Consider the following 25,905-nt stretch of genomic DNA (forward strand, 5'->3'; position numbering starts at 1 on the left):
GCAATCAACACATAAGGGGCGTTATTCTGTCACAGACAGCGGCGCATGCACGGGAGTCTGATGCAGGATCACACGGCTGTAGGTATCCTGCACGCCCGCACGGTCGCGCAGGGTGTCGATCAGGCGCAGCAAATGGGCCTGGTCTTTACAGGCCACGCGCAGCAAGCCGTCATAATTCCCGGTCAGCAGCGCCACTTCCAGTACGCCCGGAATGGTCTTCACGATTTCCTCGAACTCGTGGGTATTGGTACCGGACTTCAGCTTGATGTCGATATAGGCTTGCAGGTGCAGGCCGAGGGCCGCGTGGTCAATGCGGGCCTCGAATCCTAGCACTGCGCCTTCGGCCACCAAACGCCGCACGCGATCCGCCACCGTATTCGCGCTGAGGCTTACGCGCTCACCCAGATCCTTAAAACTTATCCTCGCATCATCGCGCAAAAGCCCGATTATTTCTCGATCAATCTTATCCATATCCGATTTATCCTCATCAATACAGTCATTTTATCAGCATAAAACGCGAAAACATCGTAAATCGCTGCCGAGATTTTTTCTTGACAAGCCCAATTCCGGTGCCTTACATTGGTCGACATGACCTCGCATCTGCACATTTCTGCCCACCTGCCAGGCGCCCTATCCCTAGGGGCGCTACTACTGGCACGCGCCTGATTTTCCCCTAGCTGCACCGCACGTCGGCCGCCACTCGCGCCACGTCCCGGTTTCCCAAAATTTGAAAAACACAGGAGTATCACCATGATGTTGAAGAACCCTGCCGCCAAATATCGTCCATACCCAACCGTCGGCTTGACCGATCGCACCTGGCCGAATGCCGTCATCTCGAAGCCGCCCATCTGGATGAGCACCGACCTGCGCGACGGCAACCAGGCGCTGATCGAGCCGATGAGCGTGGAAAAGAAAATCAAGTTCTTCGAGCTGTTGATCAAGGTGGGCCTGAAGGAAATCGAAGTGGGCTTCCCTTCCGCCTCGCAAACCGATTTCGATTTCGTGCGCAAGCTGATCGAAGAAAACCGCATTCCGGACGACGTCACCATCATCGTGCTGACCCAGGCGCGTGAAGAGCTGATCCGCCGCACCGTGGAATCCTGCATCGGTGCCAAGCGCGCCATCGTGCACATGTATAACTCCACCGCGCCGGTATTCCGCAAAGTGGTGTTCGGCGCGACCCGCGAAGAGATCACCGCCATCGCTACCAGCGGCACCAAGCTGGTGAAAGAACTGCTGGCCCAGCATCCGGAAACCGACTGGACCTACGAATACACGCCGGAGTCCTTCTCCACCACCGAACTGGATTTCGCCAAGCACATCGTGGACGCGGTCTCCGCCATCTGGCAGCCGACTCCGGACAAGAAGATGATCGTCAACCTGCCGGCCACCGTCGAATGCTCGACGCCGAACGTGTACGCCGACCAGATCGAATGGATGTCGCGCAAGCTGGAGCGCCGCGATTCCATCATCATCTCGGTGCACCCGCATAACGACCGCGGCACCGGCATCGCGGCCGCCGAATTTGCCGTCATGGCCGGCGCCGAACGCGTCGAAGGCTGCCTGTTCGGCAACGGCGAGCGCACCGGCAACGTCGACCTGGTGACGCTGGCCTTGAACCTGTACACGCAAGGCGTGCACCCGGGTCTGGACTTCTCCGACATCGACTCCGTGCGCAAGGTGGTCGAGGAATGCAACCAGTTGCCGGTGCATCCGCGCCATCCATACGTGGGCGACCTGGTGTTCACCGCCTTCTCCGGCTCGCACCAGGACGCGATCAAGAAAGGCTTCGCCAAGCAGCAGGAAGGCGCGCCATGGGAGATTCCATACCTGCCGATCGACCCGCAGGACCTGGGCCGCAGCTACGACGCCGTCATCCGCGTCAACAGCCAGTCCGGCAAAGGCGGCATGGCCTACCTGCTGGAACAGGACTACGGTCTCGAGTTGCCGCGCCGCCTGCAGATTGAATTCAGCCGCGCCGTGCAGAAAGTGGCCGACCAGACCGGCCTTGAAATCACCTCCGAAGGTATCCACCGGATCTTCGAACAAGAGTACCTCGCGCAGAATACGCCTTACGCCTACGTCTCGCACAAGATGGTGGAAGACAGTTCCAGCGACGAGCCGGTACAGATCGACATCGGCCTGCTGCACAACAAGGCGTCGATGTCGCTGCAAGGCGGCGGCAATGGCCCGATCGATGCCTTCGTCGACGCGCTCGGCCTGGACGTCACGCTGATGGACTACCACGAGCATGCCATCGGCCACGGCGCCAACGCCAAGGCGGCCTGCTACGTCGAACTGCGCCTGGACGGCGGTCCTACCCTGTTCGGCGCGGGCATCGACAGCAATATCGTCACCGCCTCGTTCAAGGCCGTACTGAGCGCCATCAACCGCCAGATCGCAATGAAGGCGGAAGCATCGGCTAGCATCGCACAAGCCGAAGCCTGAGCGTCTTTTCATTCGGGGCGGCAACCTGCGCCGCCCCGGATTTTGTCTCCTTGCGGCCGTTACCTATACTGGTAAATCGTTTTCCATGCCGCCGGAAGGAGCAGTCATGCGCATTGCCAACCTGAAGATCGGGACCCGCCTGGGCTTGTGTTTCGCGATTGTCTTCGCCTTGATGGCATTGCTGATCGCCGTGGGCAGCCAGCGCCTGTCCGACATCGGCGAGCTGAGTTCCACCATCATCGACAAGGACTGGGTCAAGGCAGACGCAGCGGCCACGATTTCCGCCACCACGCGCGCCAACGCCGCCCTGGTGCTGCAACTGCTGCTGGTCACCGATGCCGCGCAAGCGGCGGAACTGCGCAAGCAGGTCGAAAAGAATAAAGCCATCATCACCGACGCCCTGTCCACGCTCGACAAGCTGGTCTACCGCCCTGCCGGACGCGAATTGCTGGCGCAAGTCGGCAACGACCGCCGCGCCTACGTGCAATCGTTTACCGGCGTGCTCAAACTGCTCGAAGCAGGCCAGCGCGAACAGGCTACGCAACGCGCCTTGTCGGAAACCATGCCGCGCCTGGCCAGGCTGCAGGCAACCGTGGAAAAACTCGCCGACCTGCAGGACAGCATCGTCGCCGCCAATGGCGCCGGGATCAAGCAGCACATCGGCTCCGCCCACGCCATGATGATCGCCCTTGGCGTCGCGGCGATGGTGCTGGGCGTGGCCTGCGCGGTGTGGGTAACGCGTTCGATTACGCGTCCGATCAATTATGCGCTGCAGGTGGCACGCACCGTGGCAGCGGGCGACTTAAGCAGCCAGATCAGGGCTCACTCACAAGATGAAGCCGGCCAGTTGCTGCATGCGCTACGCGAGATGAACGACGCGCTGTCGCAGATCGTCGGCCAGGTGCGCAATGGCACGGTTGCCATTGCATCGGCTTCCGGCCAGATCGCCACCGGCAATATGGATCTGTCGGCGCGCACCGAAAGCCAGGCATCCGCGCTGGAAGAAACCGCATCGTCGATGGAAGAACTGACTTCGACCGTGAAGGCCAATGCCGACAATGCGCGCGAGGCGGACAAGCTGGCCACTTCGGCCTCCTCCATTGCCCAGCGTGGCGGCGAAGTGGTGTCGCAAGTGGTAACGACCATGGGCTCGATCAACGATTCCTCGCGCAAGGTGGTGGACATCATCGCGGTGATCGACGGCATTGCGTTCCAGACCAATATCCTGGCCCTGAATGCGGCGGTGGAAGCGGCGCGCGCCGGTGAACAAGGCCGCGGCTTTGCCGTAGTGGCCAGCGAAGTGCGCAACCTGGCTGCGCGCTCGGCCAGCGCTGCCAAGGAAATCAAGGAACTGATTTCCAGCTCGGTGGAACAGGTCGACGCTGGCGCCAGGCTGGTCGCGCAGGCCGGCGCCACCATGGAGGAAGTGGTGTCGGCGGTACAGCGCGTGACCGGCATCGTCGCCGAAATTTCGCTCGCCACGCGCGAGCAAACCGACGGTATCGAGCAGATGAACACGGCCATCATGCAAATGGACCAGACCACGCAGCAAAATGCCGCCCTGGTGGAGCAGGCTGCCGCGGCCGCGGCGGCGATGAGCGACCAGGCCGCCGGACTGGAAACCCTGGTCAGCCAGTTCCGCCTGTCCGGCGAAGCGGCTGGGCAGCAGCAACCGGCCCTGCCTGTACAGCGACGCAACGTGCGGCGTCTGGCCAACGCGCGCGACGCATAAATCATTTCCGCCCGGAAACCGACTGATGTATAATCGTGAACTTATAAACTGAGCAACAGGAAAGTCACGCTAGATAAGGGTCCAGCAGCGGCCTGTGACTTCGCAAATTGTTGCTCGGGCAATGCCCGAAGTAGCGTGCTTGGCGCTGCAAACAACCTCGGGCAGCAATCAAGCTTTGCTTCGAAATCAGCCTTAATGCCGACGTTGTCCGTGTTTTGAATGCGGTGGTGTCAGCTCGATTATTACGAATGATTTATAAAAATGAAACTGTCACTTAATATCTTTCAAAAAGTCCTGATCACTCTGCTCGTGGTGACCCTCGTGCCGCTGCTTGCCCTCTGGTACCTGGGCAACTCTTCTGCCGAAAAAGAACTGACCACGAAGATCTCGGAAAACCTGGTCGCGACCACCGATACCGTGGCGACCGGCGTGAACGGCTGGGACGAAACCAATATGCGCGCCATGCGCCAGGCTGCCCGCCTGGACGACATCATTTCGATGAACGGCGCCCGCCAGACGCCGATCCTGGCCGCCACGATCGCGTCTTACGAATGGGTCTACCTGATCCATACGATGGGTACCGACGGCAAGGACGTGGGGCGTAGCGATGGCAATCCTTTGCTCGACTACGGCGACCGTTCCTACTTCAAGGCCATCATGTCCGGCAAGGAAGAAGGCCGCCTGGTAGCAATCGGCAAGACCAGCGGCAAGCCATCGCTGAACATCGGCGTACCCATCCGCAATGAGAACCGCACCATCGTCGGCGTGTTCGCCATGGCGATGGACCTGGGCGTGGTGTCCCGCACCGTGACCGACATCCGCATCGGCGAAACCGGCCACGCCATCCTGCTGGACGGCGACAAGAAAGTCATCGCCCACGGCGACGCGAGCAAGATCAAGAGCGCACTGCAAGACTTCAGCAAGCACCCTGCCCTGCAAGTGCAAGGCATCACCGACGAACCAAAAGTCTATATGGACGGCGACGTGAAGATGGTTGGCTTCGTGCGTACCCTGCCACAAGGCTGGACCGTGCTGGTTGAGCAGCAATACGACGAAGCATTTGCCGCCATGTCGAAAATGCGCAGCGAAGCACGCCTGCTGATCCTGATCGTTATCGCGCTGGTTGCCGGCCTGGCATTCGTACTGGGCAAACAACTGACCCGTCCAATCAACCACCTGACCGCCATCGCCGAAAAGCTGAGCAAAGGCCAGCTGGACGTGACCATTCCACAGACCAGCCGCGGCGACGAAATCGGCTCGCTGGCCCGTGCGGTGGAACGCCTGGGCGTGAGTATCCAGATGGCGATGGATCGCCTGCGTAAGAAATAATCGGTAAAGGCGAACTGATATGGCACAGCCAGAGTTCACTCCCTTCGTAGAGCTGCTCGACAAGATCGCGGGCTTCTGCGCCCAGGGCGACACCGCGACCATCATGCTGGTCAGCGATGACAACCGCATGGCCCAGATCCACCTCGATAACGGGCGCATCGTGTTCGTCCTGTGCCGCGGCCGCCGCGGCCGCGACGGCCTGGACATCCTGCGCACGATTCAACGTGCACGCATGAGCCTGGACCGTCCAAGCGTGGGCAATAACGAACCGCTGCAGTGGTCGACCGAAGCGATTCTCGATTACCTGTACGGCAGCATCACGGAACTGCCGGAAGGCAGTTCGCCTGCGTCCACGCTGCTGGCCGGCGTAGCCCGCCGCCCGGCGGCAGCGCCGGAAGCCGCCAGCAAGCCTGCCGCAGGCAAGCCGGCACTGACCGACGAGCAGCGCAGCATCTTCGAAAACACGCTGGCCACCTACATTGGCCCGATGGCAGCGATCGTCTGCGGCGACTATTTCGACACGATCACCGATGTGCGCCAGCTGGCATTGAAACTGGCCGGCGAAATCCCTAACGCCGACCAGGCAGCCAAGTTCAAGGCAGAGATCGTACAGGCCCTCGGCATCCGCCTGTAACTCGCACCTAAAAAGTCGGGGTCAGCTCCGGCAATCCGCCAAAATGGCGGATTGCCGGAGCTGACCCCGACTTTTATTTTGCGAGGCGGATGCCGGTGAACTGCCAGCGGGCGCTGGCCGGGAAGAAGTTGCGGTAGCTGGCGCGGGAGTGGCCTTGCGGGGTGGCCAGGCTGGAGCCGCGCAGCACGTACTGGTTGACCATGAACTTGCCGTTGTATTCGCCGATTGCGCCTTCCGCGGGACGGAAGCCGGGGTATGGCGCGTAGCTGCTGCTGGTCCATTGCCAGCGCTGGCCGAACATTTGCGTTACCTCGCCTGCGCCGGCTGCATGCTCCCACTCCGCTTCCGTTGGCAGCCGTGCGCCGGCCCAGTGGGCGTAGGCGTCCGCCTCGAACAGGGAGATGTGGGCCACCGGCGCGTCCATGTCAAGCGGCTGTTGGCCGTGCAAGGTGAAGGCGGTCCAGCCCTTCCCTTCCTCCCCGCGACGCCAGTACAGCGGCGCTTCGATTCCTTGCGCGCGGATCCAGTCCCAGCCTTCGGCCAGCCACAGGCTCGGATTGCGGTAGCCGCCTGCCTCGATGAAGGCCAGGTAGTCCGCATTGGTCACCAGCCGCGCCGACAGCTCGAACGGGGCAATGTACACCTTGTGGCGCGGCAGCTCATTGTCGAAGCAGAAGCCATCGCCCTGGTGGCCGATGTCGTGCAGGCCGCCTTCGAAGCGTTGCCAGCGCTGCGCCGCGGCTGCGGGCGCGGCCGGTGCGGCGGCCGGCAGGTAGGCCGGGGCCATCGGATTCTGCGCCAGCAGGTGCTTGACGTCGGTGAGGATCAGCTCCTGGTGCTGCTGCTCGTGCTGCAGGCCGAGGGTCAGCAACTCGGCCAGGCGGTCATCGGTTGCGGCCAGCCGCATCGCCAGTGCGGCAACCCGGGCATCGACATTGGCGCGGTAGGCGCGCACTTCCGCCATCGAAGGCCGCGTCAGCAGGCCGCGTTGTGGCCGCGGGTGCTTGTCGCCGACGCCGTTGTAATAGGAATTGAACAGTACCCTGAACGCCGGATGAAATGGCTGGAAGCCAGCTTCGTAGCGTTCGAGGATAAAGGTTTCGAAGAACCAGGTGGTATGCGCCAGGTGCCATTTGACCGGGCTGGCATCCGGCATCGACTGCGCGCCGCAATCCTCGTCGGACAGCGGCGCTGCAAGTGCCATGGTTGCCGCGCGTACTTGCGCGTAGCGCTCGGTCCAGGGACTGGCGTCACGCATAAGCCGCCGCCGCGTGCATCACTGCGAACCAGTGCGCATCGTCGGTCCAGGTGCCATCGACGCGGAAGCCCGCCTCCCACAGCAGGCTGCGGAATCCTTCCAGCGTGTATTTGTAGCTGTTCTCGGTATGGATCCGCTCGCCCTGCGCGAAACTTCGCGTGCCGCCGCTCCAGCACACGGTCAGTGCGCAGCGTGCTTCCAGGTGCATTTCGATGCGGCTTTCCGCGTCATTGAAGAAGGCGACGTGGCGCCATTGGGCCGGATCGAAGTCGGCGCCCGCCAGGTGGTTCAGGTGGCGCAGCAGGTTCAGGTTGAAGGCGGCCGTGACGCCGATCGCATCGTCATAGGCCGCATCCAGCACCGCCGGGTCCTTGACCAGGTCCACGCCGATCAGCAGCCCGCCATCGGCACCCACGTTCTCGCGCACCTGGCGCAGGAAAGTCACCGCATCGTGCGGCGTGAAATTGCCGATCGACGAACCCGGATAGAAAAACTGCCGGCGCGCCGCCGGCACGGAAGATGGCAACGCCAGCGGCTGCGACAGGTCCATCACCAGCGGCATGATCTCGATGGACGGGAAGCGCTGGCGCAGTTGCTCCGCAGCCTGGTGCAGGAAATCGCTGGCGATATCGACCGGCACGTACTGGCTTGGCTGCAACAAAGGGAACAGGCTGGCGGCCTTGGCGCAATTGCCGGCCCCCAAATCGACCAGGGTCATGCCGGGCCCGATGCGGGCTGCCATGTCGGCGCCGTGGCGGGCGAAGATCGCCGCTTCGGTACGGGTCGGATAGTACTCGGGCAGTTCGCAGATCGCTTCGAACAGGTGGGAGCCCAGGCTGTCGTAGAAATATTTTGGCGAGGTGGAAGCTTGCGGCGCCAGCAGTCCGGCGCTGATCTCTGCAATGGTGGCCGCGTCGCCGTGGCCGGTTCTGGGGGACAACACACTGCTCGTTTCCGGTGCGACCAGGCGGATCGCAGCCGTGCGTGACAAGGTCATGGCTCAGGCTCCAGGGACATTTTTGCTATCATAGCTGAATATCCAAGACCAGGTACCGCACCCTCGCCCGAGGCGTGCGGCTCGTCATTCACATAAAAAAGGATCTTTCATGTCCATCTTCTCCCTCCGCACCATTCAATCGGCCCTGTTTGCAGCCGGTGTGCTGTTCGCCGCTGCCGGCGCCCAAGCCCAGCAAGTCCTGCGCGTTTCCGCCATCCCGGATGAAGCGCCAACCGAGCTGCAGCGCAAATTCAAGCCTCTTGGCGAATACCTCGAGAAGAAACTGGCCATGAAAGTGGAGTTCACTCCTGTGACCGATTACGCCGCTTCGGTGGAAGGCCTGATCAACGGCAAGCTGGACATGGTCTGGTTCGGCGGCTTTACCTTCGTGCAGGCCAACCACATGAGCAAGGGCAAGGTCGTGCCGCTGGTGCAGCGTGTGGAGGACGAGAAATTCCGCTCCGTCTTCGTCACCACCAATAAGTCGATCAATTCGCTGGCCGACCTGAAAGGCAAGACGCTGAGCTTCGGTTCCGAGTCCTCGACTTCCGGCCACCTGATGCCGCGCTCTTTCCTGCTGGCCGCCAAGATCGATCCGGACACCGACCTGAAACGCATTTCCTTCTCCGGCGCGCATGACGCCACCGTGGCTGCCGTGGCCGGCGGCAAGGTCGATGCCGGTGCACTGAATATCTCCGTGTGGGAAAAACTGAATGAGCAGAAAAAGGTCGATCCTTCCGTGGTGCGCGTGTTCTACACCACCCCGGCCTACTACGACTACAACTGGACCGTCCGTTCCGACATGCCGGAAGCGCTGAAGAAGAAGATCACCGACGCCTTCCTGGCGCTGGACAGCGCCAAGCCTGAAGACAAGGCGATCCTGGACCTGCAGCGCGCGTCGAAATTCATCCCGACCAAGGTTGCCAACTACGCCAATATCGAAGCGGCCGCCAAGAATGCCGGCCTGCTGAAGTAATCAATGTCTTCTGCCTGGTACGAATTGCAAGGCCTCGCGGTCCGCCATATCGGCGGTTCGCGCGGCCTTGCGCTGCAAGACATTTCGCTGAATTTCGAGCCTGGCGAGCAGGTGGCGCTGATCGGCCCTTCGGGCGCCGGCAAGACCACCCTGCTCTCCACCCTGGCCTGCGCCCACCGTCCCGATAGCGGCGGCTTCAAGGCCTTTGGCACCGATCCCTGGCAACTGACCGACGCTGGCCGCCACGCCATGCGTGCCCGCCTGTTCCTGGCGCCGCAAACGCCGCCGCTGCCGCCGCGCCAGCGCGTGGTAACGGCTGTCCTGGCTGCGCGCCTGCCGCACTGGAGCCTTGGCCAGGCGCTGCTGTCGCTGTTCAAACCTGCCGATCCGGAAGCCGCGTTCCGCGCGCTGACCCGCTTCAACCTGGGCGACAAGCTGTATTCCCGCGTCGACCGCCTGTCCGGCGGCGAGCGCCAGCGCTGCGGCCTGGCACGCCTGCTGCTGTCGTCGGCGCAGGCCTTGCTGGTCGACGAGCCGCTGTCCGCCCTCGATCCGGCGCTGTCGCAACTGACCCTGAACACCCTGCAGCAGGAGGCGCGCGAGCGCAACGCGCTGCTGGTGTGCAGCCTGCACCAGGTGGACCTGGCGCTGGCCCACTTCCCGCGCATCGTCGCGCTGAAGAATGGCCGCGTCGTTTTCGACCTGCCGCGCGAGCAGGTTACGCAAGCCATGATCGACGAACTCTATCTCGGCGAGCTGCCGCCGGCGAACTCGCCGCGGCCGGACGAGATGGCAGCCAAGCTGGCTGTCGGGGCGTGCCTGTAAGCGATGCATAACGTTCCCGCCGTTCCCCTCTCGCCCCACCATCCGGACCCTGCCTGGCGCCAGCGCCTGGCAATGATTGCCGTCGGCATCGCTCTACTGTGGCCACTGGTGGTGGCCACCGAGTTCTATCCCTGGACGCTGTTCGACCTGCAAAGCCTGCAGGCCGCATGGCGCTTCCTGGCCGACTTCTTCAAGCCAGCGCATGACGCGGAATTCCTCGCCATGGTGGCGCGCGAGGCGTGGAAGACGGTGGCTATCGCCACCTGCGGCCTGACGCTTGCGCTGCTGGGCGCCATTCCCGCCACACTGGTGGTCACCGAGCGCATGTCGATATCGCGCATTGGCACCGGCCGCATCGCGGCCTTCCCGGGCCTTGTGCGCCAGCTTGTGCGCTGGCTGCTGGTCCTGCTGCGCAGCGTGCCGGAACTGGTGTGGGCGCTGCTGTTCGTGCGCATCTTCGGTCTGGGGCCTACCGCCGGCGTGCTGGCGATTGCCCTGACTTATGCCGGCATGCTCGGCAAGGTGTATGCCGAGATCCTGGAATCCACCGACCATCATGCCAGCGACGTGCTGCTGCAGAACGGCAGCGGGCGCCTGGCCGCCCTTTTCTATGGGGCCTTGCCGGAAGCGGCTTCCGAGCTGGTGTCGTACACCGTCTACCGCTGGGAATGCGCGATCCGCGGCTCGGTGATCATGGGTTTCGTCGGCGCCGGCGGCCTGGGGCAGCGCATGGATGAATCGACCAAGATGCTGGCCGGCGGCGAAGTGTCGACCATGCTGCTCGTGTTCGTGCTGCTGGTTGCCTGCGCCGACATGGTGTCCAAATACCTGCGACGGAGGCTGGGATGAGCCAGATGCCCACTCCGCCCGCGCGCATCTGGTCCGGCTGGCTGTTCGGCGCCGCGCTGGTGGCGCTGGTGGCGGCCAGCTTTGCCACGCTGTCGCTCAACCTCGGCGAACTGTTCACGGTCGAGGCCATGCACAGCATGGGCACCTTCCTGGCCGGCTTCGCGCCGCCGGAAATGGCCAGCGGCTTCCTGCGCAAGACCGGCATCGCCACGATTGAAACGCTGGCCATGTCGGCACTCGGCACCTTGCTCGCGGTGGCGGGCGGCCTGCTGCTGGCGATTCCCGGTGCAGGGCGTTTCGGCCGCACGCCACGCGCCGTGGTACGCGGCATGCTGAACGTGTTGCGCTCGATTCCGGAACTGGTGTGGGCCTCGATCCTGCTGGTCGCTGCCGGCCTGGGGCCGTTTGCCGGCACCATGGCGCTGGCTGCCCACACGGCCGGCGTTTTGGGCCGCCTGTTCGCCGACGCGCTGGAAAACGCGCCGCCGCTGCCGGAGCAAAGCCTGCGCCTGAACGGCGCCACGCCGATGGCCGCCTTCTTCTACGCCACGCTGCCGCAAACCCTGCCGCAGATGCTGTCTTACACGCTCTATCGCTGGGAGAACAATATCCGCGCCGCCGCCGTGCTGGGCGTGGTGGGCGCCGGCGGGCTGGGGCAGATGCTCAAGTACCACCTGTCCCTGTTCCAGATGGAGCGCGCTGCCACCGTGATCCTGGCCATGCTGCTGCTGGTGGCCGTCGTCGATGCCCTCAGCTTCGCGCTGCGCCGTTCCCTGACCCGATAATCCATGCTCCAGCTAAGAAACCTCACCAAGAGTTACTCGAACGAGCGCCGCGTACTCGACCGGCTGAGCTGGACCTTCGAACCCGGCGAGTTCGTCGCCATCATGGGCGATTCCGGCGTTGGCAAATCCACTTTACTGAATCTGATTGCCGGCCTCGACCAGCCAGACCCCAGCGAAGAACCGGCTATCATCGTCGACGGCATGCCCCTCGCATCGCTCGACGACGACGCCGCGACGCGTCTGCGGCGCGCCCGCATGGGTTTCATATTCCAGGCCTTCCACGTACTGCCCCACCTGACCTTGCAGCAGAACGTGGCCCTGCCCTTGCTGCTGAACGGCTTGCCGCAAGGACGCGAAATCGACATGCTTGAAGCTGTCGGCCTCGGCGGCCGCGGCCACGACTACCCCCATCAACTTTCCGGCGGTGAAATGCAACGGGTTGCCATAGCCCGTGCCCTGGTGCACCGCCCGGCCCTTGTGCTGGCGGACGAACCGACCGGCAATCTCGACCCCGACACCGCAAATTCCATACTGCAACTGTTGCACCAGGAACTCAAATCCAGCGGCGCAACGGCCATCATGGTGACGCATTCTCCTGCCGCCGCTGCGCGCGCCGACAAAGTGCTTCGCCTCACTAAAAATGGACTCAAAGTTACAACAGTCGTCAACCCTGCCGCGCAATAAAACTCATTATTTTTCTCACAAATTCTTGGCTTTTTTGGTAAGCGGAGTATTATTTAATTAACTTGCTTCGTTATCAATACAACATGCAAGCCTGCTTTTTCTATCCACGTAGTTAACAACGTCAAGGAGGAGCAAATGAGCGTCAGGCAGAAGAAACTCGAACTAATCGAGGCAATGAACAGGGCGCGTGCGTTGGAGCCATCCAGCTTCGTACCAAACAAACTGCTCGACACGCTAATCGAGAAGATGCACCTGAAGAATGATGCGGAACTCTGCAGGGTGCTGGAAGTGCAACCACCCATAATTAGCAAGATCCGTCACCGCAAGCTGGCAGTCGGGGCCACCATCCTGCTGCGCATGCATGAGAAATCTGAGCTTTCTATCCGTGAGCTCAAAGAACTATCGAATGCCTCAGTACACTGAGCTCAGTTCACGCTGAGATTGATGCCAGGCGCCGGCATCGCATTCACCGGCGCCGCTTTGCTTTAGCGGTCCAGCCGTTCCCGCAAACGCTTCAACGCCGCCCTAAACGTCGCCGGCCTGTTGAACGCGCGAGCCAGCACCAGCGCCCCCTGAATCCCGCCCACGACTTCTTCGGCCTGCGCCGTAGCCTCCCTGCCTTTGCATCCATTGCGCACCAGCGCTGCAGCCAGCGCCTCGATCCACTCCTCAAAGTAATCGCGCACGGCGTCGGCAAAACGGTCGCGCTCATTGCCAAGCGCGAACACACCCACTAAACACACGCGTTGCCCGGACAGGAAATAACGCTCGACCTCCGCAAACATGGCGGCGATGCCCTGCCCCGCGTCCGCGCTTTCGCGCAAGGGCTCAAAGACGTGCAGGCGGAACCACTGGTCGATTTCCTGCAGCACGGCAGCGGCCATCTCGTCCTTCCCGCCGGGGAAGAAGTGGTAGATGCTGCCCTTGCCCAGCTTGGTCCCTTCGGTAATGCGGGTCAGGCTGGCGCCTTCAAAGCCATAGGTGCGGAACACTTCCGCCACCAGGGGGATCACGTCTTCCCGTTCTGCGACAACGCGTGCCATGTTCAGAGCCCCAGTTCAGTCAAGCCGGGATGGTCGTCCGGGCGCGGCCCGCTGCGGTCCCAGAAGAACTTGCGCTCTTCGGGCTTGATCGGATGCTCGTTGATGCTGGCATGGCGGTGGTGCATCAAGCCGTTCTCGTCGAACTCCCAGTTCTCGTTGCCGTAGGCGCGGTACCACTGGCCCGAGTCGTCATGGTATTCGTAGGCAAAGCGCACGCCGATGCGGTTGCCGTCATGGGCCCACAACTCCTTGATCAGCCGGTAATCGAGTTCGCGCGTCCATTTGCGCTTGAGCAGCGCGACAATGGCGGCACGGCCTTGCGCGAACTCGCTGCGATTGCGCCACCAGCTGTCTTGCGTGTAAGCGAGGGAGACTTTTTCGGGATCCCGGGTATTCCAGCCGTTTTCGGCCAGGCGGACTTTTTCGATGGCGCTTTCGCGGGTGAAGGGTGGTACAGGTGGTCGGACTGACATGGCGCTATCCTTTCATATGTACCGATCGGATCACAATTGACCGATCGGTACAGACAGGATAGCACGTTTTTCAAACGTTGTAGTGGCGGGCGTAGCGGCCGTCCAGGTTCGCCAGCGGCATCATCACGAACAGGTCGGCGCTTTCGAAATCGGGATCCCAGGCCGGTCCGCCGCAAATCCAGGCGCCCGAACGCAGGTAGCCTTTCAGCAGGGGCGGCACCTGGGCTGCGCGCGCCGCTTCCACTTTCTCCACCGGGAACGGCAGGTGCGGCGTGACGCGGTATTCCATCGGCGCCAGGTGCTTCTCGCGCAGTTGCTGGTACACGGCAACCGCATTGTGGCCGCCATCGGCCAGGCTGATGCTGGCGCAGCCGATCAGGTATTCGCACTGGTGGCGGCGCATGTATTCGGCCAGGCCGGACCACAGCAGCATGATCACGCTGCCGCCGCGGTAGTCCGGGTGAATGCAGGCGCGCCCCGCTTCCACGATGCGGCCGCGCAGGTGCTTCAGGCGACCGAGATCGAATTCGTTTTCGGAGTAATGGCGGCCCAGTTTGCGGGCGCCGGCAGGGTTCAGCAGGCGGTAGGTGCCGACCACTTTCAGGGTGGCGGTGTCGCGCACGATCAAGTGGTCGCAGGCGGCATCGAATTCGTCGCAATCGAGGCCATCCGGCGTCGCCAGGGCGGTCAGGCCCTGGTTTTCGATGAAGACTTTATAGCGCAGGCGTTGGACTTCGCGCACCTCTTCCGGGGTGGCTGCCATGCTCAGTGCCAGTCGCGGGGTGGGAACCCGCTGTTCGGCGGTAGCAATCGTCGTAGTTTGCATGCTTCGTCCTTTCTGTAGTGACGAAGCCAGTTTGCTGTTCTATTGCTGCACGAACATGACAGACATGTGTCAACAATATGACATCAGGTCTTCTTCGGACGGCCGGTCTTCAGTTGCGGCAGGGAGGCCAAAACTTGCTTGAGCGTCGCCATATCCAGGCGGCTGATCAGGGCGACGCCAATGCGCAGCAGCTCGGATTTTTTGACTTCCACGCCGTTTTTCAGGCAGGTCTTCTTGACCTGACCCAACACCGCGTACTCCGATTCCGGCATGGTGAAGCTGTCGCGCACCAGCTTTTCCTTGTGCTGCTTGGCCGGCTTTTCGGCTTTGGCTGCTTTGACGGGCTTGACGGCCGGTGCCGGGGCAGCAGCTGGCTTGGCGGCTACACGCTTGACGGCCGGCTTGGCTGCAGGTTTGGCGGCCGCCGGCTTGGCGGCGGCTTTGACTGGCGCCGGTTTGGCGGCGGCGGTCTTCGCGGCAGCTGGCGAGCGCTTTGCGGCAGGCTTGGCTGCGGTTTTGGTTGCCGGTTTGGCTGCTGGGGTTTTGGCCTTCGTTGCGTTCATGGATACTCCATTATTGAATGATATAAACAGTATATACGATTACTACGCAACAGTGCGAACCCCGAAATCTACGCCTATTTCGTCCCAGAATTCCTGCTCCTTCTCGATCCAGTAGGACAGTGTTGGATGGTTGGCGACGCAATCGCGCTTCAATTCCAGGTCGATGCGGTTCTTCATGCGCAGGCGCACCGCACGGTCGTCCACCTCAATGCGGCAGTGCATGAACATGATGGCCAGGCGTAAAGCCACCACTGCCTTGGCGAAATCGCTGTCGGTCAGGTACTCGCTGACTTTGCGCAGGTTACCCTTCTGGGCCAGGACCAGGCGCCCCATCAGCTTCTGCTCGCGGGTGGTAAAGCCCGGCAGGTCGGCGTTCTCGATCATGTAGGCGGAGTGCTTGTGATAGCCGGTCTGCGATACCACCAGCCCCACCTCGTGCAACTGGGCGCCCCAGGACAGGTGGCGCAGCAAGGCGTCGCTGGCAGGCTTCATCTGCTGGAACAGGACGGTCGCCGCCTCCGACACGCGCACCCCGCGCTCCGATTCGATATGGAAGCGCGTGAGGAATTCGCCAACCGATTCATCGCGCCGGTCGCGGCGAGTGGAACGCAGGTACAAGTCCCACATGACGCCCATGCGCAGGCCGGCATCGATAGGCTCCAGTTTTTCGATACCCAGCTCCTGCACTACGGCAATCAGGATCGCCAGCCCGCCAATCACGGTGCTGGCGCGGTCCGGCCGCAAGCCAGGCATGTCGATCTTCGACACCTGGCCGAATTCGATGAAGCGCTTGCGCACCGCATTCAGCGCCGCCAGCGTAATGCCGTCGCCCAGCTTGTTTTTTTCAATGATTTCGCCAATTGCGCGGATGGTGCCGGAGGAGCCGTAAGCCCGCTTCCAGTATTCCGGATGGTAAGGCGGCGCTCCATCTTCGAAATGCGAGCGCGCCGACAACACGGCGGCCTCGAAGGAGCGCGCGTCCACGCGGCCGCCAACGAAGAACGACAGGCTTTGCTTGACACTGCCCACGCTGAACGACTCAACGCGATCGATGTCCAGGCCACGGCCAAGAATCAATTCCGTCGAACCGCCGCCGATGTCCACCACCAGCCGGCTCTCGTTCGGCTGACCCAGCGCATTGGCCACGCCCATGTAGATCAGCCGCCCCTCCTCCTCGCCGGAAATGATCTCGATCGGGTAGCCGACGGCCTGCTCCAGTTGCGGCAGGAAATCAGCCGCATTGCGCGCCTGGCGCAGGATGGCGGTGGCGACCACGCGCACGCCATCGAACTGGTAGGCGGCCAGCGCTACGCGGAAGTTCTTCAGGCAGATCAGCGCCCTTTGCAGGGCTTCATCGGTGAGGTTGCCGGCGGCGTCCAGGCCGGCAGCAAGGCGGATTGGTTCGCGCATGCTGTTGAGCACGCGGATCTTGCCTCCATCGTGCTGGCCGATGGAGAGTCGAAAACTGTTGGAGCCCAGGTCCACTGCGGCGTACATCGAGGAATCCATTTATATCGTTTATAACGAAAATGGTAGCACAGTACGCCCTCAGTGTTACGCTGTCATGACACGGCCTCCAGGGAATGCGATTCCGGCGGCTGCGCCACCTGGTTTTCGCCGCGCAGCTTGGCCGCCTGCAGGGCCTCGTCGGCGCGCTTGAACAGGCTGACCGTGCTGTCGTCGGCACGGATGGTGGTGACGCCCATGCTGGCCGTCAGCTTGACAATCGCACGCTCGGTCTTCACCGGCATGGCCTCGATGGCGCGGCGGATGCGCTCCGCCACCATCATTGCGTCTTCCTGCCCGGTTCGCGGAAGCTGGATGGCGAATTCGGCACCGCCCAGGCGGCCCATCAGGTCGGAGTCGCGCAATTGCTTCTTGCAGGTTTCCACCATGGATTTCAGGGCTGCATCGCCGGCCGCATGGCCGTAGCTGTCGTTGACGCGCTTGAACTGGTCGAGCGCGAGGATGATCATGGCGGTCGGCTGGCCGGGACGGCGCGCCAGCGCCATCCAGGGCGCCAGGGCCTGGTAGAAACCGCGCCGGTTCGGCACATCGGTCAGCGGATCGGTGGTTTCCAGCCGCGCCAGGTCCATCTGCAGCTTCTCGCGCGACAGCAGCAGGTAGCCGAAGGCATTCACCAGCATCATCAGGTAGAAGCCGCCGAAACCGAACAACTGCATGGCGTTGGCGCCGATCCAGGACAGGCCATCGGGGAAGGCTGCCGTCAGCAGGCCGCGCCCAACGATCACCAGCGCCAGCACAAACATGGCAACCACCAGGTAGCGGCGCAGCATGCTGCCGCCACGCCAGGCACGCGCCAGCGCCAGCACGCCGGCCAGGAAGAAGAAGCCGACAAACAGGGATCCAAAGGCGAGGCGCAGCGCCGGCGAGATGTCAAGAATGTGGAAAGCCAGCAGCGTACCTACCGCGAGCGACAATGCCGGATACACGTAGTTGCGCCAGCGCGGGCGGCCCACGCCTTCCCACAGCGCGCCGGCATCGAGCGCAAAGCCGGCCAGCAGCACGGCATTGGCCACCGGGCCAGCCAGCAGCTCCGGCACCACGCCGCGAAAATACAACAGGATCCAGCCCACCGCCTGGCACTGCTTCGCAATGGCCCAGGTGGACAGGGTCAGCGACTTCCTGCTCTCATACTCGAAGAAAAACAGCGCTGCGCACAAACTGAGGTTGCCCAGCGCGAGGGCGAGAACCAGGGTTTTGATATCCATTGCTTGGCGGGCGGGCCGCGATCAGACTTCGTGTTCGACGTTGGTGCTGCCGTCGCCGATCTTGCTGGCCCACGCTTTGGCGAAAAACTCTTTCTCGTCCTCTGTCGGCAAGTCGTGCCAGAAGACGATCAGCGTGCCTTTGTGGTCATGCAGTTGGCTGACCTTTTCGATGAATTGCTGCTTGCCGGCGTGGTCGGCCAATGCGGCCACGTAACCATACACGCGGGTCAGGCGCTCGATGCGGTCCGGTTCCGTAAAACTATTGGTCGCGGTGATGGTTGGATGGTCTAAGAACATTTATCGTCTCCAAGCTGCCTATGTTGGCAATGTACCTATAAAAGTTGCCGATGTAAACGCGAGCGCCCTTTCGCAGTGCTCATCCGGTACACTGGGGTGGAAACCGGAGCCCGGCAGCTTATCAGATCATCACGGTTCGTAACAAGTTGACAAAAATGACTTCCATCCCCGACCACCACCGCCCCCTGGTGCGCCACCGGCGCGGTCGCCTGTCGCTGGAATTCACCCCCGGCGAAGTGCAAAGCCAGATGGATCCGGCCGATCCGGATGCCTTGGTGCTGGCTTACGCGCGGGCGATGATGTGTTTTGTCCTGTTCAAACCGAATCCGGAACATATCGTGATGGTAGGCCTGGGCGGCGGCTCGCTGGCCAAATTCTGCTATCGCTACCTGCCGCGCACCCGCATTACGGTACTTGAATTGCGCGCCGATGTCATCGCCCTGCGCGAACGCTTCGCCATCCCGCCGGACAACGAGCGCTTCCGCGTCATCCAGTGCGACGCTGCCCAGTATATGAAGGAACTGAAGGACAGCGCGGACGTGCTGCTGGTGGACGGCTTCGACGCCGAGGGCCTGCCGAGTGCACTGGCCACCGACCACTTCTACGCCGACTGCCGGCGTGCCTTGCGCCCGGACGGCGTGCTGGCTGCCAATGTGTTCAGCTACGACCCCAAATATCGCAGCGTGCTGGTGCGGCTGTCGAACGCCTTCCACGACCGCATCTGCCAGTTCACCGGCATCGCCGGCAACAACCACATCCTGTTTGCGATTCGTCCAGGACGCGCGCCGGGCGCCCCGGCCAGCGCCATGCAGCGCCGCGTGGCCGCCTGGGGCAGCCCAACGCCGGGCCTGGGATTCGGCCTGGCCAATCGACTGTTGGCAATTTACACCGTTGCCCGCCTGCGCAAGGGAGATTTGACAGGAATTTAAGGACCATTGCCCCAAAGCCATGAGAATTGTGACAAACTACATTTTTTATGCAAGGGACACCATGGCAGGTCGGCGCAGCAGACTATCGCACTACGGTGCGGCCGCACTCACGCTGGGCGCAGGCCTGGCGGCCACTGCCGTTCTTTTCGTCTCCGTCAGCGCCCTCGAATTCAGCAAGATGGAACTGGGCTTCCAGCAGCGCGCCAACGCCCGCGTCACCGCCATCGAACGCGGCCTGGCCGATGCCGAAGAAGTACTGAATGTCATCAATGAACTGTTCCGCACCGTGCAACCGGTCAGCCGCGAACAGTTCCATACCTTTTCCGAGCCGCTGCTGAAGCGCTACCCTTTCATCCAGGCCTTCAATTACCACCGCGTACTGACGCAGGAAGAACGCCCTGCGTTCGAGGCATCGATGCAGGCAAGCTTCCCCGGCTTCCAGGTCACCGAGCTGTCGCCCGAAGGCAAAGCGGTGCCGGCGCCGCAGCGGCCCTACTACAACATCGTTGAATACCTGGAACCGATGCAGGGCAACGAACCGGCGCTGGGCCTGAACACCGGCAGCAATGTGCAGGTGCGCGGCGCCATCGACCGCATCCTGCACAGTGGCCGGCCCTCCGCCACCGAGCAGTTGCAGCTGGCGCAGGACCCGGCCCAGCACAACAGCTTCATCATGATCATGCCGGTATACCGCCCCGGCATGCCGACCGGCACCCGCGACGAACGCCACGCAGCCTGGGCCGGCGATACGGCAGCTGTGATCCGCACGCCGCACCTGGTGCACACCATCCTGCAGCAGAATGGCTTGCTGGACGACGCCAGCCTGGGCTTGAGCGTGTACGCCGGCGACCCTTCGGAAAACGGCAACCTGGCCTACCGCCGCGGCCCCCTGCCCACCATCCGCAAGGAACACTGGCTGCATCGCTGGTTCGATTTCGATTACCACAGCAGCGAAATGCGCAGCTTCGATGTGCTGGGCCGCGCCTGGCATATCCGCAGCGACGACTTGCCGCGCCCATTCCTGGCTGACCATCTTGGCTCGCTCGGCACCTTGCTGGGCGGCCTGCTGTTCAGCGCCCTGGCGGCCGCCTTCGTGCACACCCTGGTGCAGCGCTCGCGCCGCGTGCAGCTGCTGGTCGATGCCCGCACCGCCGACCTGCAGCGTTCCAACCAGCGCCTGGCGGAAGACGTAGCCGCCCGCAAGCGCACCGAGCGCGCGCTGCAGGAATCGGAGCATCGCTTCCGCCGCCTGCTGGCCCTGTCCTCCGACTGGTACTGGGAACAGGACACGCATTTCCGCTTCACCCACATCACCGGCGGCTTCTTTGAAAAAGGTCATGTCGCGAAGGAGAACTTTCTCGGCCGCACGCGCTGGGAATGCACGCCGGAGCTGTACACCAGCAGCGCGGGGCGCGACCATATCAACAAGGTGCAGGCCCGTCTGCCCTTCTCCAACTTCGAATACGCGATCGTCGGCCACGACGGCGTAACCCGCTGGTTCAACACCAGCGGCGAGCCGGTGTACGACGCGCAGGGCGAATTCAAGGGTTATCGCGGCACCGGCAGCGAAATCACCGAGCGCAAGGAAGCGGAACAACGCATCCAGCACATCGCCCACCACGACGTGCTGACGGGCCTGCCAAACCGCGTGCTGCTGCAGGACCGCCTGCAGCAAGCCATCGCCTACGCCAACCGCAGCGGCCTGCCGATGTGGGTGGTGTTGATCGACCTGGACCGCTTCAAGTTCGTCAACGACAGCCTGGGCCACAAGGCCGGCGACCAGCTGCTGCAAACGGTGGCCAGCCGCCTGCAGTCGAGCGTGCGTGAAAGCGACACGGTAGCGCGCCTGTCGGGCGACGAATTCGTGGCGATCCTGAGCCAGTACCCAGACGAACAGCTGTCGCCTGCCATTATCGAGCGCGTGATGAAGGCATTGGCGCAGCCGGTACTACTGGAAGGCAAGGAGTTCTTCGTCACCTGCTCGATTGGCGTGGCGGTCTACGATGCCGACGGCACGCCGGCGCAGCACCTGATCGAACACGCCGACATCGCCATGTACTCGGCCAAGAAACTGGGGCGCAACACCTTCCAGTTCTACCAGCCGGAGATGAACGACGAAGCGCAGGAGCGCCTGCGCATCGAGAGCGCGCTGCGCAATGCGCTGGAGCGCGACGAATTCGTGCTGCATTACCAGCCGCAGGTGGACCTGGCCTCGGGCGCCATCGTCGGCCTGGAAGCGCTGTTGCGCTGGCAGCATCCGGAACTGGGCATGGTGCCGCCGGCACGCTTTATCAGCCTGGCCGAAGAAACCGGCCTGATCGTGCCGATCGGCGCCTGGGTGCTGCGCACCGCCTGCCTGCAGGCGCGCGTCCTGCGCGACGCCGGCTTCCCGGACTTGCGCATGGCGGTCAACCTGTCGGCGCGCCAGTTCGCGCAGCCGGAGCTGGTGTCCACCATTGCCGCCGTGCTGGAAGAAAGCGGCCTGCCGCCGTCCGCGCTGGAGCTGGAGCTGACCGAAAGCCTGTTCATGCACGACGTGGCGCAAGGCGTGAACCTGCTGCACGAACTGAAATCGCTGGGCGTGGCACTGTCGATCGACGACTTCGGCACCGGCTATTCCAGCCTGTCCTACCTGCGCAATTTCCCGATCGACGTGCTGAAGATCGACCGTTCCTTCGTCCACGACATCGCCACCGATGCCGACGATGCAGCCATCGTGGTGTCGGTGATCGCACTCGCGCACAACCTTGAGTTGCGCGTGATTGCGGAAGGGGTAGAATCTGAAGAGCAGCTTGAGTTCCTGCGCCGCCATGGCTGCGACGAGATCCAGGGTTTTTATTTCAGCCGACCTGTCGAAGCATCGGCCATCCGCCGGATGTTGCAGGAAGGCAAGCAACTAGCCAGCGCGGCGCCCCGCCGACTGCGAGCCTGAGGAGATAAGGAGAGTGGACATGAACAGCGTAGACCTGCATCGACAGCAAGTGCGCACCGACCACCGGACGCGCGACATCATCAACCAGGCCGTGGCCGCCCTGCCCGAAGTGGGTTTGCGCCGCGCCGCCGAATTCCTGTTCGCGATGGGCGTGCCGCAGCCGATTGCGCTGCGCACGCTGGTCTATCCAACCCATCGCCGCTCGGTTTAGGCTGCCTGCTTAAGCTTTCTTGACCGCCGCCGCCACTTGCTGGCGCGCGGCCTTGCGCAGTTTCGCCTTTTCCCAGCGCGCGATCTGCTCCGGCGTCTGCGGCACCAGCGGCGGCACAGCCTGCGGCTTGCGGTCCTGGCTCACTGCCACCATCGTGAAGTAGCAGCTGTTCGCGTGGCGCACCAGGCGCTTCTGGATATCTTCCGCCACCACGCGGATGCCCACTTCCATCGAGCTGGTGCCGGTGTAGTTGACCGATGCCAGGAAAGTCACCAGTTCGCCCACGTGGATAGGCTGCAGGAACATCACCTGGTCCACCGATAGCGTGACCACATAGCTGCCCGAATAGCGGCTGGCGCAGGCGTAAGCCACGCCGTCCAGCAGCTTCAGGATGGCGCCGCCGTGCACATTCCCAGAGAAGTTCGCCATGTCGGGCGTCATCAAAACCGTCATCGACAGCTCGTGCGCCGACCAGTGCATCGTATTTTCCATCGCCATGCCAAGGGTAGTTGTAGATGGCTATATGCTACCCGATGGCGCTGCAGTGCGCTCATCGATATCGATAATGCAGCCGCTCCATTCGCGCACCCCGCCCTGTTCATCGAGCAAGGGAGTCGCGACCACGCTGGCACGCAGCCAGTCGCCGCCTGGTTCGTGCAGGCGCACCTTGGCTTCGCCGCTGGTCGAAGTGCGCACGGCATCGCGCCACATGCCGCGCGCGCGGGCGCGATCGTCCGGATGGATCGTTTCCAGCCATGCCTCGCTGCCTTTGCCGCTGGCGTCCGCCTGCCAGCTCACGATTGAGATATCGCGCAGCACATGGCGCAGGCGCGATTCGCTGGCGCGCAGGGCGGCTTGCGAACGTGCGCGTTCAAATTCAACACCAATACGGGCGGCGGCCTCCGAGAACAAGGCTACTTCGGATGGTTCCCACTTGCGGACTGCAGGCTGGCAGGCGAGGAAGAAGCCCAGCCAAAAATCCCCTTTGTGGCAGATGCTCCCCAACAGCGCCCCGCGGTCGCCGGCAAGCTGGGACAGCTCCTTAAGGCCAACGGCGCCCTCGATATCGTCTTCCACGGCCGGCTCGCCGTCGCGCCAACGCGCCAGCACCGACTCCCCGAGGTTCTGTACTTCGCCGCTGCCGTGCAACGCGGGAGCGCCGGCCGCATATCCTGGCATCGTGTCGTAGCGGTCGCCTCGAATGCCGGCGAACGACAGTTGCGCCACAGCGAGCCGCTCGCCCAGCATCCTGCAGCCCTGCGACAGCAGTTCCATCGGTTCGCCCAATGGCCGCAGGCTGTCGCCCAGCCGCAGCAGGAATTCCTGGTCGGCGGCGCGGGCGCGCACCTCATCCTCGGCGATCCGGCGGCGGCTGATGTCGACAAATGTCAACACGGCGCCGGCGACCTCGTCGTCCCGGGTCCGGTAAGGCCGCACGCGAACGATGTAGTGGCCGCCATCGAGCGCCTTGACTTCCCGTTCCTGGGGCTGTTGGCTGTCGAGCGTAGTGGCCACATCAGACTGCAACTCCGGATAGTCCAGGCGGTGCGTGATATCGAGCAGGCGGCGGCCGACATCGCGCGGAATCAGGTTGAATATGCTGGCGGCGCGCGGCGTGAAGCGCTTGACCGCAAGGTTCGGGCCGACGAAGATCGTGGCCAGGTCGGCGGCTGCAATCAGGTTGACCAGGTCGTCGTTGGCACGACCGGAATCGTCAAGGCGGGCGGTAAGTTCAGCATTGACGGTGGAGAGTTCTTCATTATGCGATTGCAGTTCTTCGCAACCGGTCTCCGCCTGTGCCAGCCGGCTGCATAGTTCATCAGGCGACAGGTGCTGCGGCGCGGCCCTGCCGCCACCGGCCGGAACATGCGCGAAATTGACGCGGCGCGGTGTCTCCGGCATGCCAATGGCGGCCCCGGCCACAACGCGGGCCTGGTAAATCCTGTGCTCCCGGTCGACCTGCGAAAACAGCTCGGGCACCGCCGCCGCAGTTTCGGCATTGCCGAGGAAAAGCAAACCGCCGCGACCCAGGCTGAAATGAAAGCGCTGCAGCACCTGCCTTTGCATCGCACGGTCCAGGTAGATCATGAAGTTGCGGCAGCTTACCAGGTCCAGGTCCGAGAACGGCGGATCGCGCAGCAGGTTATGGCTGGCAAAGGTAATCAGTTCCCGCAGCGGCTGGCGCACGCGGTACTGTTTTCCGGTGCGGACAAAATAGCGCTCAAGGGTGGCCGGCGGAACTTCGTCCTGGACCGACTCCGGATACATGCCGGCCCGCGCCACGCCCAATGCCTGTTCGTCGATATCGGAGGCGAAAATATGAACGCGCGGTGGATTCTCCATCTCGCGCGCTACATCGGACAGCAGCATCGCCATCGTATAGGCCTCCTGCCCGGTGGAACATGCGGCAATCCAGGCCCGTATTTCGCCTTTGGCGCGCGCGGCCAGCATGGCTGGCAGCATAGCTTCGCGCAACTGCTCGAAAGAGAGGCGATCCCGGAAAAATCCGGTGACGCCAATCAGCAAGTCCTTCATCAGCTTGCGCGCTTCGCTGCCATCGTTCGCCAGCAGTGTGCGATAGGCAGCCACGCTTGGCACTCCGCGCAGCGCCAGGCGACGCTCCAGCCGGCGCAGGATGGTCGGACGCTTGTAATTGCGGAAGTCGTGCCCTGTGCTCTCGTGCACCATTTGTAGCACATCCTGTACGGCCGCGTTCTCCGTTTCGATGCCCTCTACGATTAAAGCGCCGGCGTCCGCCCTCTCGTACAGCATGAGCAGGCGCGCCGCGATGTCGGACGCCGGCAGCACAATGTCGGCCTGGCTGCCTTTGATCGCCGTCTCCGGCAAGACGCCAAACTGGGCATCCTGCGGCAACTGGACAATGGTGGTGCCGCCCTGCTCACGCAACGCCGCCAGGCCACCGCATCCGTCCTGCCCCATGCCGGACAACAGGACGCCGGTCGCCAGCTTGCGGTGCGACAGGGCCAGGGAATGGAAAAAGTAGTCGATCGCGCCCAGCGAGGTATGACCAGCATTTGCCTCATCGATGAAGAGGAAACGGTCTTCTACTTTCAACAGGGTGCCGGGCGAAATCACATATATATGGTTGACCAGTATCTCGGTCGGATGCTGGGTCACCTGCATCACCGGCATTTTACTGAAGCGCTGCAGCATTTCGGCCGACCTGCTGGAATGGGACGGCAGCAGGTGCAGGATTACAACAATGGAGAAGCCCGGTTCCGCCGGCAAGCCTGGCAACAGACGCTCCAGCGCTGCCAGCCCGCCGGCCGACGCGCCGATGCCAACCAGGGGGAACTTCACACTGGCCATACCTAGCTCAGCTTTTCCAAGTGCTTCCGGCGAGTTCATCTTTTGGGCTCCT

The 25,905-nt window shown here is 62.9% G+C and carries 25 protein-coding genes; 13 read left to right on the forward strand and 12 right to left on the reverse strand.

Going from position 1 to position 25,905, the window contains the following annotated elements:
- Window positions 1–21: 21 nt before the first annotated feature.
- The gene (locus ASD58_RS21185; RefSeq protein ID WP_082565585.1) at window positions 22–471 is read right to left on the reverse strand and encodes an Lrp/AsnC family transcriptional regulator; all 450 of its coding nucleotides are present in this window, start codon (window positions 469–471) and stop codon (window positions 22–24) included.
- Between the two features lie 279 nt (window positions 472–750).
- Here ASD58_RS21185 and leuA point away from each other — a divergent pair, with 279 nt between their 5' ends.
- From leuA to ASD58_RS21205, 4 genes are all read left to right on the forward strand, one after another.
- Entirely contained in the window at window positions 751–2,448 is a 1,698-nt protein-coding gene (gene leuA, locus ASD58_RS21190; RefSeq protein WP_057263209.1) for a 2-isopropylmalate synthase, read from the forward strand.
- A gap of 106 nt (window positions 2,449–2,554) precedes the next feature.
- Complete coding sequence (locus ASD58_RS21195; protein WP_057263210.1) at window positions 2,555–4,180, forward strand: methyl-accepting chemotaxis protein; 1,626 nt, start codon at window positions 2,555–2,557, stop codon at window positions 4,178–4,180.
- A 261-nt stretch (window positions 4,181–4,441) separates the two neighbouring features.
- Window positions 4,442–5,509: a cache domain-containing protein gene (locus ASD58_RS21200; RefSeq protein WP_057263211.1), complete on the forward strand. Its 1,068-nt coding sequence runs from the start codon at window positions 4,442–4,444 to the stop codon at window positions 5,507–5,509.
- Window positions 5,510–5,528: 19 nt separating this feature from the next.
- The gene (locus ASD58_RS21205; protein WP_057263212.1) at window positions 5,529–6,143 is read left to right on the forward strand and encodes a hypothetical protein; all 615 of its coding nucleotides are present in this window, start codon (window positions 5,529–5,531) and stop codon (window positions 6,141–6,143) included.
- Window positions 6,144–6,216: 73 nt separating this feature from the next.
- On the opposite strand, the gene egtB is transcribed toward ASD58_RS21205, so the two are convergent.
- Complete coding sequence (egtB, locus tag ASD58_RS21210) at window positions 6,217–7,401, reverse strand: ergothioneine biosynthesis protein EgtB (RefSeq protein WP_057263213.1); 1,185 nt, start codon at window positions 7,399–7,401, stop codon at window positions 6,217–6,219.
- Window positions 7,394–8,398, reverse strand: a complete 1,005-nt coding sequence (gene egtD / locus ASD58_RS21215; protein WP_082565586.1) for an L-histidine N(alpha)-methyltransferase — start codon at window positions 8,396–8,398, stop codon at window positions 7,394–7,396. The genes egtB and egtD overlap by 8 nt, the downstream gene beginning before the upstream one ends.
- Window positions 8,399–8,507: 109 nt before the next feature.
- On the opposite strand from egtD, the gene ASD58_RS21220 reads away from it, so the two are divergent.
- The 6 genes from ASD58_RS21220 (at window position 8,508) to ASD58_RS21245 (ending at window position 12,940) form a co-directional block, all read left to right on the forward strand.
- Entirely contained in the window at window positions 8,508–9,374 is an 867-nt protein-coding gene (locus ASD58_RS21220) for a putative selenate ABC transporter substrate-binding protein (protein WP_057263214.1), read from the forward strand.
- A gap of 3 nt (window positions 9,375–9,377) precedes the next feature.
- Window positions 9,378–10,199, forward strand: a complete 822-nt coding sequence (locus ASD58_RS21225; protein ID WP_057263215.1) for a phosphonate ABC transporter ATP-binding protein — start codon at window positions 9,378–9,380, stop codon at window positions 10,197–10,199.
- Window positions 10,200–10,202: 3 nt separating this feature from the next.
- Window positions 10,203–11,048 carry an ABC transporter permease gene (locus ASD58_RS21230; RefSeq protein ID WP_057263216.1) on the forward strand — a complete coding sequence of 282 codons (846 nt, stop codon included), beginning with the start codon at window positions 10,203–10,205 and terminating at the stop codon, window positions 11,046–11,048.
- Window positions 11,045–11,833, forward strand: a complete 789-nt coding sequence (gene phnE / locus ASD58_RS21235; protein WP_057263217.1) for a phosphonate ABC transporter, permease protein PhnE — start codon at window positions 11,045–11,047, stop codon at window positions 11,831–11,833. Before ASD58_RS21230 ends, phnE begins: the two co-directional genes overlap by 4 nt.
- Before the next feature lie 3 nt (window positions 11,834–11,836).
- Entirely contained in the window at window positions 11,837–12,517 is a 681-nt protein-coding gene (locus tag ASD58_RS21240; RefSeq protein WP_057263218.1) for an ABC transporter ATP-binding protein, read from the forward strand.
- A gap of 135 nt (window positions 12,518–12,652) precedes the next feature.
- Window positions 12,653–12,940: a hypothetical protein gene (locus ASD58_RS21245; protein ID WP_055934583.1), complete on the forward strand. Its 288-nt coding sequence runs from the start codon at window positions 12,653–12,655 to the stop codon at window positions 12,938–12,940.
- A 62-nt stretch (window positions 12,941–13,002) separates the two neighbouring features.
- On the opposite strand, the gene ASD58_RS21250 is transcribed toward ASD58_RS21245, so the two are convergent.
- The 7 genes from ASD58_RS21250 to ASD58_RS21280 form a co-directional block, all read right to left on the reverse strand.
- On the reverse strand, window positions 13,003–13,560 hold the full coding sequence (locus tag ASD58_RS21250; protein ID WP_057263219.1) for a TetR/AcrR family transcriptional regulator: 558 nt from the start codon (window positions 13,558–13,560) through the stop codon (window positions 13,003–13,005).
- Between the two features lie 2 nt (window positions 13,561–13,562).
- Window positions 13,563–14,033, reverse strand: a complete 471-nt coding sequence (locus ASD58_RS21255) for a nuclear transport factor 2 family protein (RefSeq protein ID WP_057263220.1) — start codon at window positions 14,031–14,033, stop codon at window positions 13,563–13,565.
- A gap of 70 nt (window positions 14,034–14,103) precedes the next feature.
- On the reverse strand, window positions 14,104–14,859 hold the full coding sequence (locus tag ASD58_RS21260) for a GNAT family N-acetyltransferase (RefSeq protein ID WP_057263221.1): 756 nt from the start codon (window positions 14,857–14,859) through the stop codon (window positions 14,104–14,106).
- A gap of 83 nt (window positions 14,860–14,942) precedes the next feature.
- Complete coding sequence (locus ASD58_RS31935; RefSeq protein ID WP_057263222.1) at window positions 14,943–15,422, reverse strand: hypothetical protein; 480 nt, start codon at window positions 15,420–15,422, stop codon at window positions 14,943–14,945.
- Window positions 15,423–15,464: 42 nt separating this feature from the next.
- Window positions 15,465–16,919 carry a Ppx/GppA phosphatase family protein gene (locus tag ASD58_RS21270; RefSeq protein WP_057263223.1) on the reverse strand — a complete coding sequence of 485 codons (1,455 nt, stop codon included), beginning with the start codon at window positions 16,917–16,919 and terminating at the stop codon, window positions 15,465–15,467.
- 65 nt (window positions 16,920–16,984) lie between these two features.
- On the reverse strand, window positions 16,985–18,154 hold the full coding sequence (locus ASD58_RS21275; RefSeq protein ID WP_057263224.1) for a GGDEF domain-containing protein: 1,170 nt from the start codon (window positions 18,152–18,154) through the stop codon (window positions 16,985–16,987).
- Between the two features lie 21 nt (window positions 18,155–18,175).
- Window positions 18,176–18,451: a hypothetical protein gene (locus tag ASD58_RS21280; RefSeq protein WP_057263225.1), complete on the reverse strand. Its 276-nt coding sequence runs from the start codon at window positions 18,449–18,451 to the stop codon at window positions 18,176–18,178.
- Between the two features lie 155 nt (window positions 18,452–18,606).
- On the opposite strand from ASD58_RS21280, the gene ASD58_RS21285 reads away from it, so the two are divergent.
- The 3 genes from ASD58_RS21285 to ASD58_RS21295 all read left to right on the forward strand — a co-directional run bounded on the left by ASD58_RS21285 (window position 18,607) and on the right by ASD58_RS21295 (window position 22,523).
- Window positions 18,607–19,380 carry a transferase spermidine synthase gene (locus ASD58_RS21285; protein ID WP_057263226.1) on the forward strand — a complete coding sequence of 258 codons (774 nt, stop codon included), beginning with the start codon at window positions 18,607–18,609 and terminating at the stop codon, window positions 19,378–19,380.
- A gap of 61 nt (window positions 19,381–19,441) precedes the next feature.
- The gene (locus ASD58_RS21290; protein WP_057263227.1) at window positions 19,442–22,312 is read left to right on the forward strand and encodes an EAL domain-containing protein; all 2,871 of its coding nucleotides are present in this window, start codon (window positions 19,442–19,444) and stop codon (window positions 22,310–22,312) included.
- Between the two features lie 19 nt (window positions 22,313–22,331).
- Complete coding sequence (locus ASD58_RS21295) at window positions 22,332–22,523, forward strand: hypothetical protein (protein ID WP_057263228.1); 192 nt, start codon at window positions 22,332–22,334, stop codon at window positions 22,521–22,523.
- Between the two features lie 9 nt (window positions 22,524–22,532).
- Here the strand turns inward: ASD58_RS21295 and ASD58_RS21300 are convergent, their stop codons facing one another.
- Together ASD58_RS21300 and ASD58_RS21305 are read right to left on the reverse strand one after the other, a co-directional pair.
- Window positions 22,533–23,015: an acyl-CoA thioesterase gene (locus tag ASD58_RS21300; RefSeq protein WP_229210055.1), complete on the reverse strand. Its 483-nt coding sequence runs from the start codon at window positions 23,013–23,015 to the stop codon at window positions 22,533–22,535.
- Between the two features lie 27 nt (window positions 23,016–23,042).
- Window positions 23,043–25,853 (reverse strand): CheR family methyltransferase, encoded by a 2,811-nt coding sequence (locus ASD58_RS21305; protein WP_057263229.1) that lies wholly within the window; start codon window positions 25,851–25,853, stop codon window positions 23,043–23,045.
- Between the last annotated feature and the right edge of the window lie 52 nt (window positions 25,854–25,905).

It is taken from the genome of Duganella sp. Root1480D1, assembly GCF_001427305.1.
Lineage (GTDB): Bacteria > Pseudomonadota > Gammaproteobacteria > Burkholderiales > Burkholderiaceae_D > Rugamonas.

Excerpts from the sequence above, each read along its gene's own strand:
- ASD58_RS21185 (WP_082565585.1), bottom strand. The coding sequence starts at position 471 with ATGGATAAGATTGATCGAGAAATAATCGGGCTTTTGCGCGATGATGCG.
- leuA (WP_057263209.1), top strand. The coding sequence starts at position 751 with ATGATGTTGAAGAACCCTGCCGCCAAATATCGTCCATACCCAACCGTC.
- ASD58_RS21195 (WP_057263210.1), top strand. The coding sequence starts at position 2,555 with ATGCGCATTGCCAACCTGAAGATCGGGACCCGCCTGGGCTTGTGTTTC.
- ASD58_RS21200 (WP_057263211.1), top strand. The coding sequence starts at position 4,442 with ATGAAACTGTCACTTAATATCTTTCAAAAAGTCCTGATCACTCTGCTC.
- ASD58_RS21205 (WP_057263212.1), top strand. The coding sequence starts at position 5,529 with ATGGCACAGCCAGAGTTCACTCCCTTCGTAGAGCTGCTCGACAAGATC.
- egtB (WP_057263213.1), bottom strand. The coding sequence starts at position 7,401 with ATGCGTGACGCCAGTCCCTGGACCGAGCGCTACGCGCAAGTACGCGCG.
- egtD (WP_082565586.1), bottom strand. The coding sequence starts at position 8,398 with ATGACCTTGTCACGCACGGCTGCGATCCGCCTGGTCGCACCGGAAACG.
- ASD58_RS21220 (WP_057263214.1), top strand. The coding sequence starts at position 8,508 with ATGTCCATCTTCTCCCTCCGCACCATTCAATCGGCCCTGTTTGCAGCC.
- ASD58_RS21225 (WP_057263215.1), top strand. The coding sequence starts at position 9,378 with ATGTCTTCTGCCTGGTACGAATTGCAAGGCCTCGCGGTCCGCCATATC.
- ASD58_RS21230 (WP_057263216.1), top strand. The coding sequence starts at position 10,203 with ATGCATAACGTTCCCGCCGTTCCCCTCTCGCCCCACCATCCGGACCCT.
- phnE (WP_057263217.1), top strand. The coding sequence starts at position 11,045 with ATGAGCCAGATGCCCACTCCGCCCGCGCGCATCTGGTCCGGCTGGCTG.
- ASD58_RS21240 (WP_057263218.1), top strand. The coding sequence starts at position 11,837 with ATGCTCCAGCTAAGAAACCTCACCAAGAGTTACTCGAACGAGCGCCGC.
- ASD58_RS21245 (WP_055934583.1), top strand. The coding sequence starts at position 12,653 with ATGAGCGTCAGGCAGAAGAAACTCGAACTAATCGAGGCAATGAACAGG.
- ASD58_RS21250 (WP_057263219.1), bottom strand. The coding sequence starts at position 13,560 with ATGGCACGCGTTGTCGCAGAACGGGAAGACGTGATCCCCCTGGTGGCG.
- ASD58_RS21255 (WP_057263220.1), bottom strand. The coding sequence starts at position 14,033 with ATGTCAGTCCGACCACCTGTACCACCCTTCACCCGCGAAAGCGCCATC.
- ASD58_RS21260 (WP_057263221.1), bottom strand. The coding sequence starts at position 14,859 with ATGCAAACTACGACGATTGCTACCGCCGAACAGCGGGTTCCCACCCCG.
- ASD58_RS31935 (WP_057263222.1), bottom strand. The coding sequence starts at position 15,422 with ATGAACGCAACGAAGGCCAAAACCCCAGCAGCCAAACCGGCAACCAAA.
- ASD58_RS21270 (WP_057263223.1), bottom strand. The coding sequence starts at position 16,919 with ATGTACGCCGCAGTGGACCTGGGCTCCAACAGTTTTCGACTCTCCATC.
- ASD58_RS21275 (WP_057263224.1), bottom strand. The coding sequence starts at position 18,154 with ATGGATATCAAAACCCTGGTTCTCGCCCTCGCGCTGGGCAACCTCAGT.
- ASD58_RS21280 (WP_057263225.1), bottom strand. The coding sequence starts at position 18,451 with ATGTTCTTAGACCATCCAACCATCACCGCGACCAATAGTTTTACGGAA.
- ASD58_RS21285 (WP_057263226.1), top strand. The coding sequence starts at position 18,607 with ATGACTTCCATCCCCGACCACCACCGCCCCCTGGTGCGCCACCGGCGC.
- ASD58_RS21290 (WP_057263227.1), top strand. The coding sequence starts at position 19,442 with ATGGCAGGTCGGCGCAGCAGACTATCGCACTACGGTGCGGCCGCACTC.
- ASD58_RS21295 (WP_057263228.1), top strand. The coding sequence starts at position 22,332 with ATGAACAGCGTAGACCTGCATCGACAGCAAGTGCGCACCGACCACCGG.
- ASD58_RS21300 (WP_229210055.1), bottom strand. The coding sequence starts at position 23,015 with ATGGAAAATACGATGCACTGGTCGGCGCACGAGCTGTCGATGACGGTT.
- ASD58_RS21305 (WP_057263229.1), bottom strand. The coding sequence starts at position 25,853 with ATGGCCAGTGTGAAGTTCCCCCTGGTTGGCATCGGCGCGTCGGCCGGC.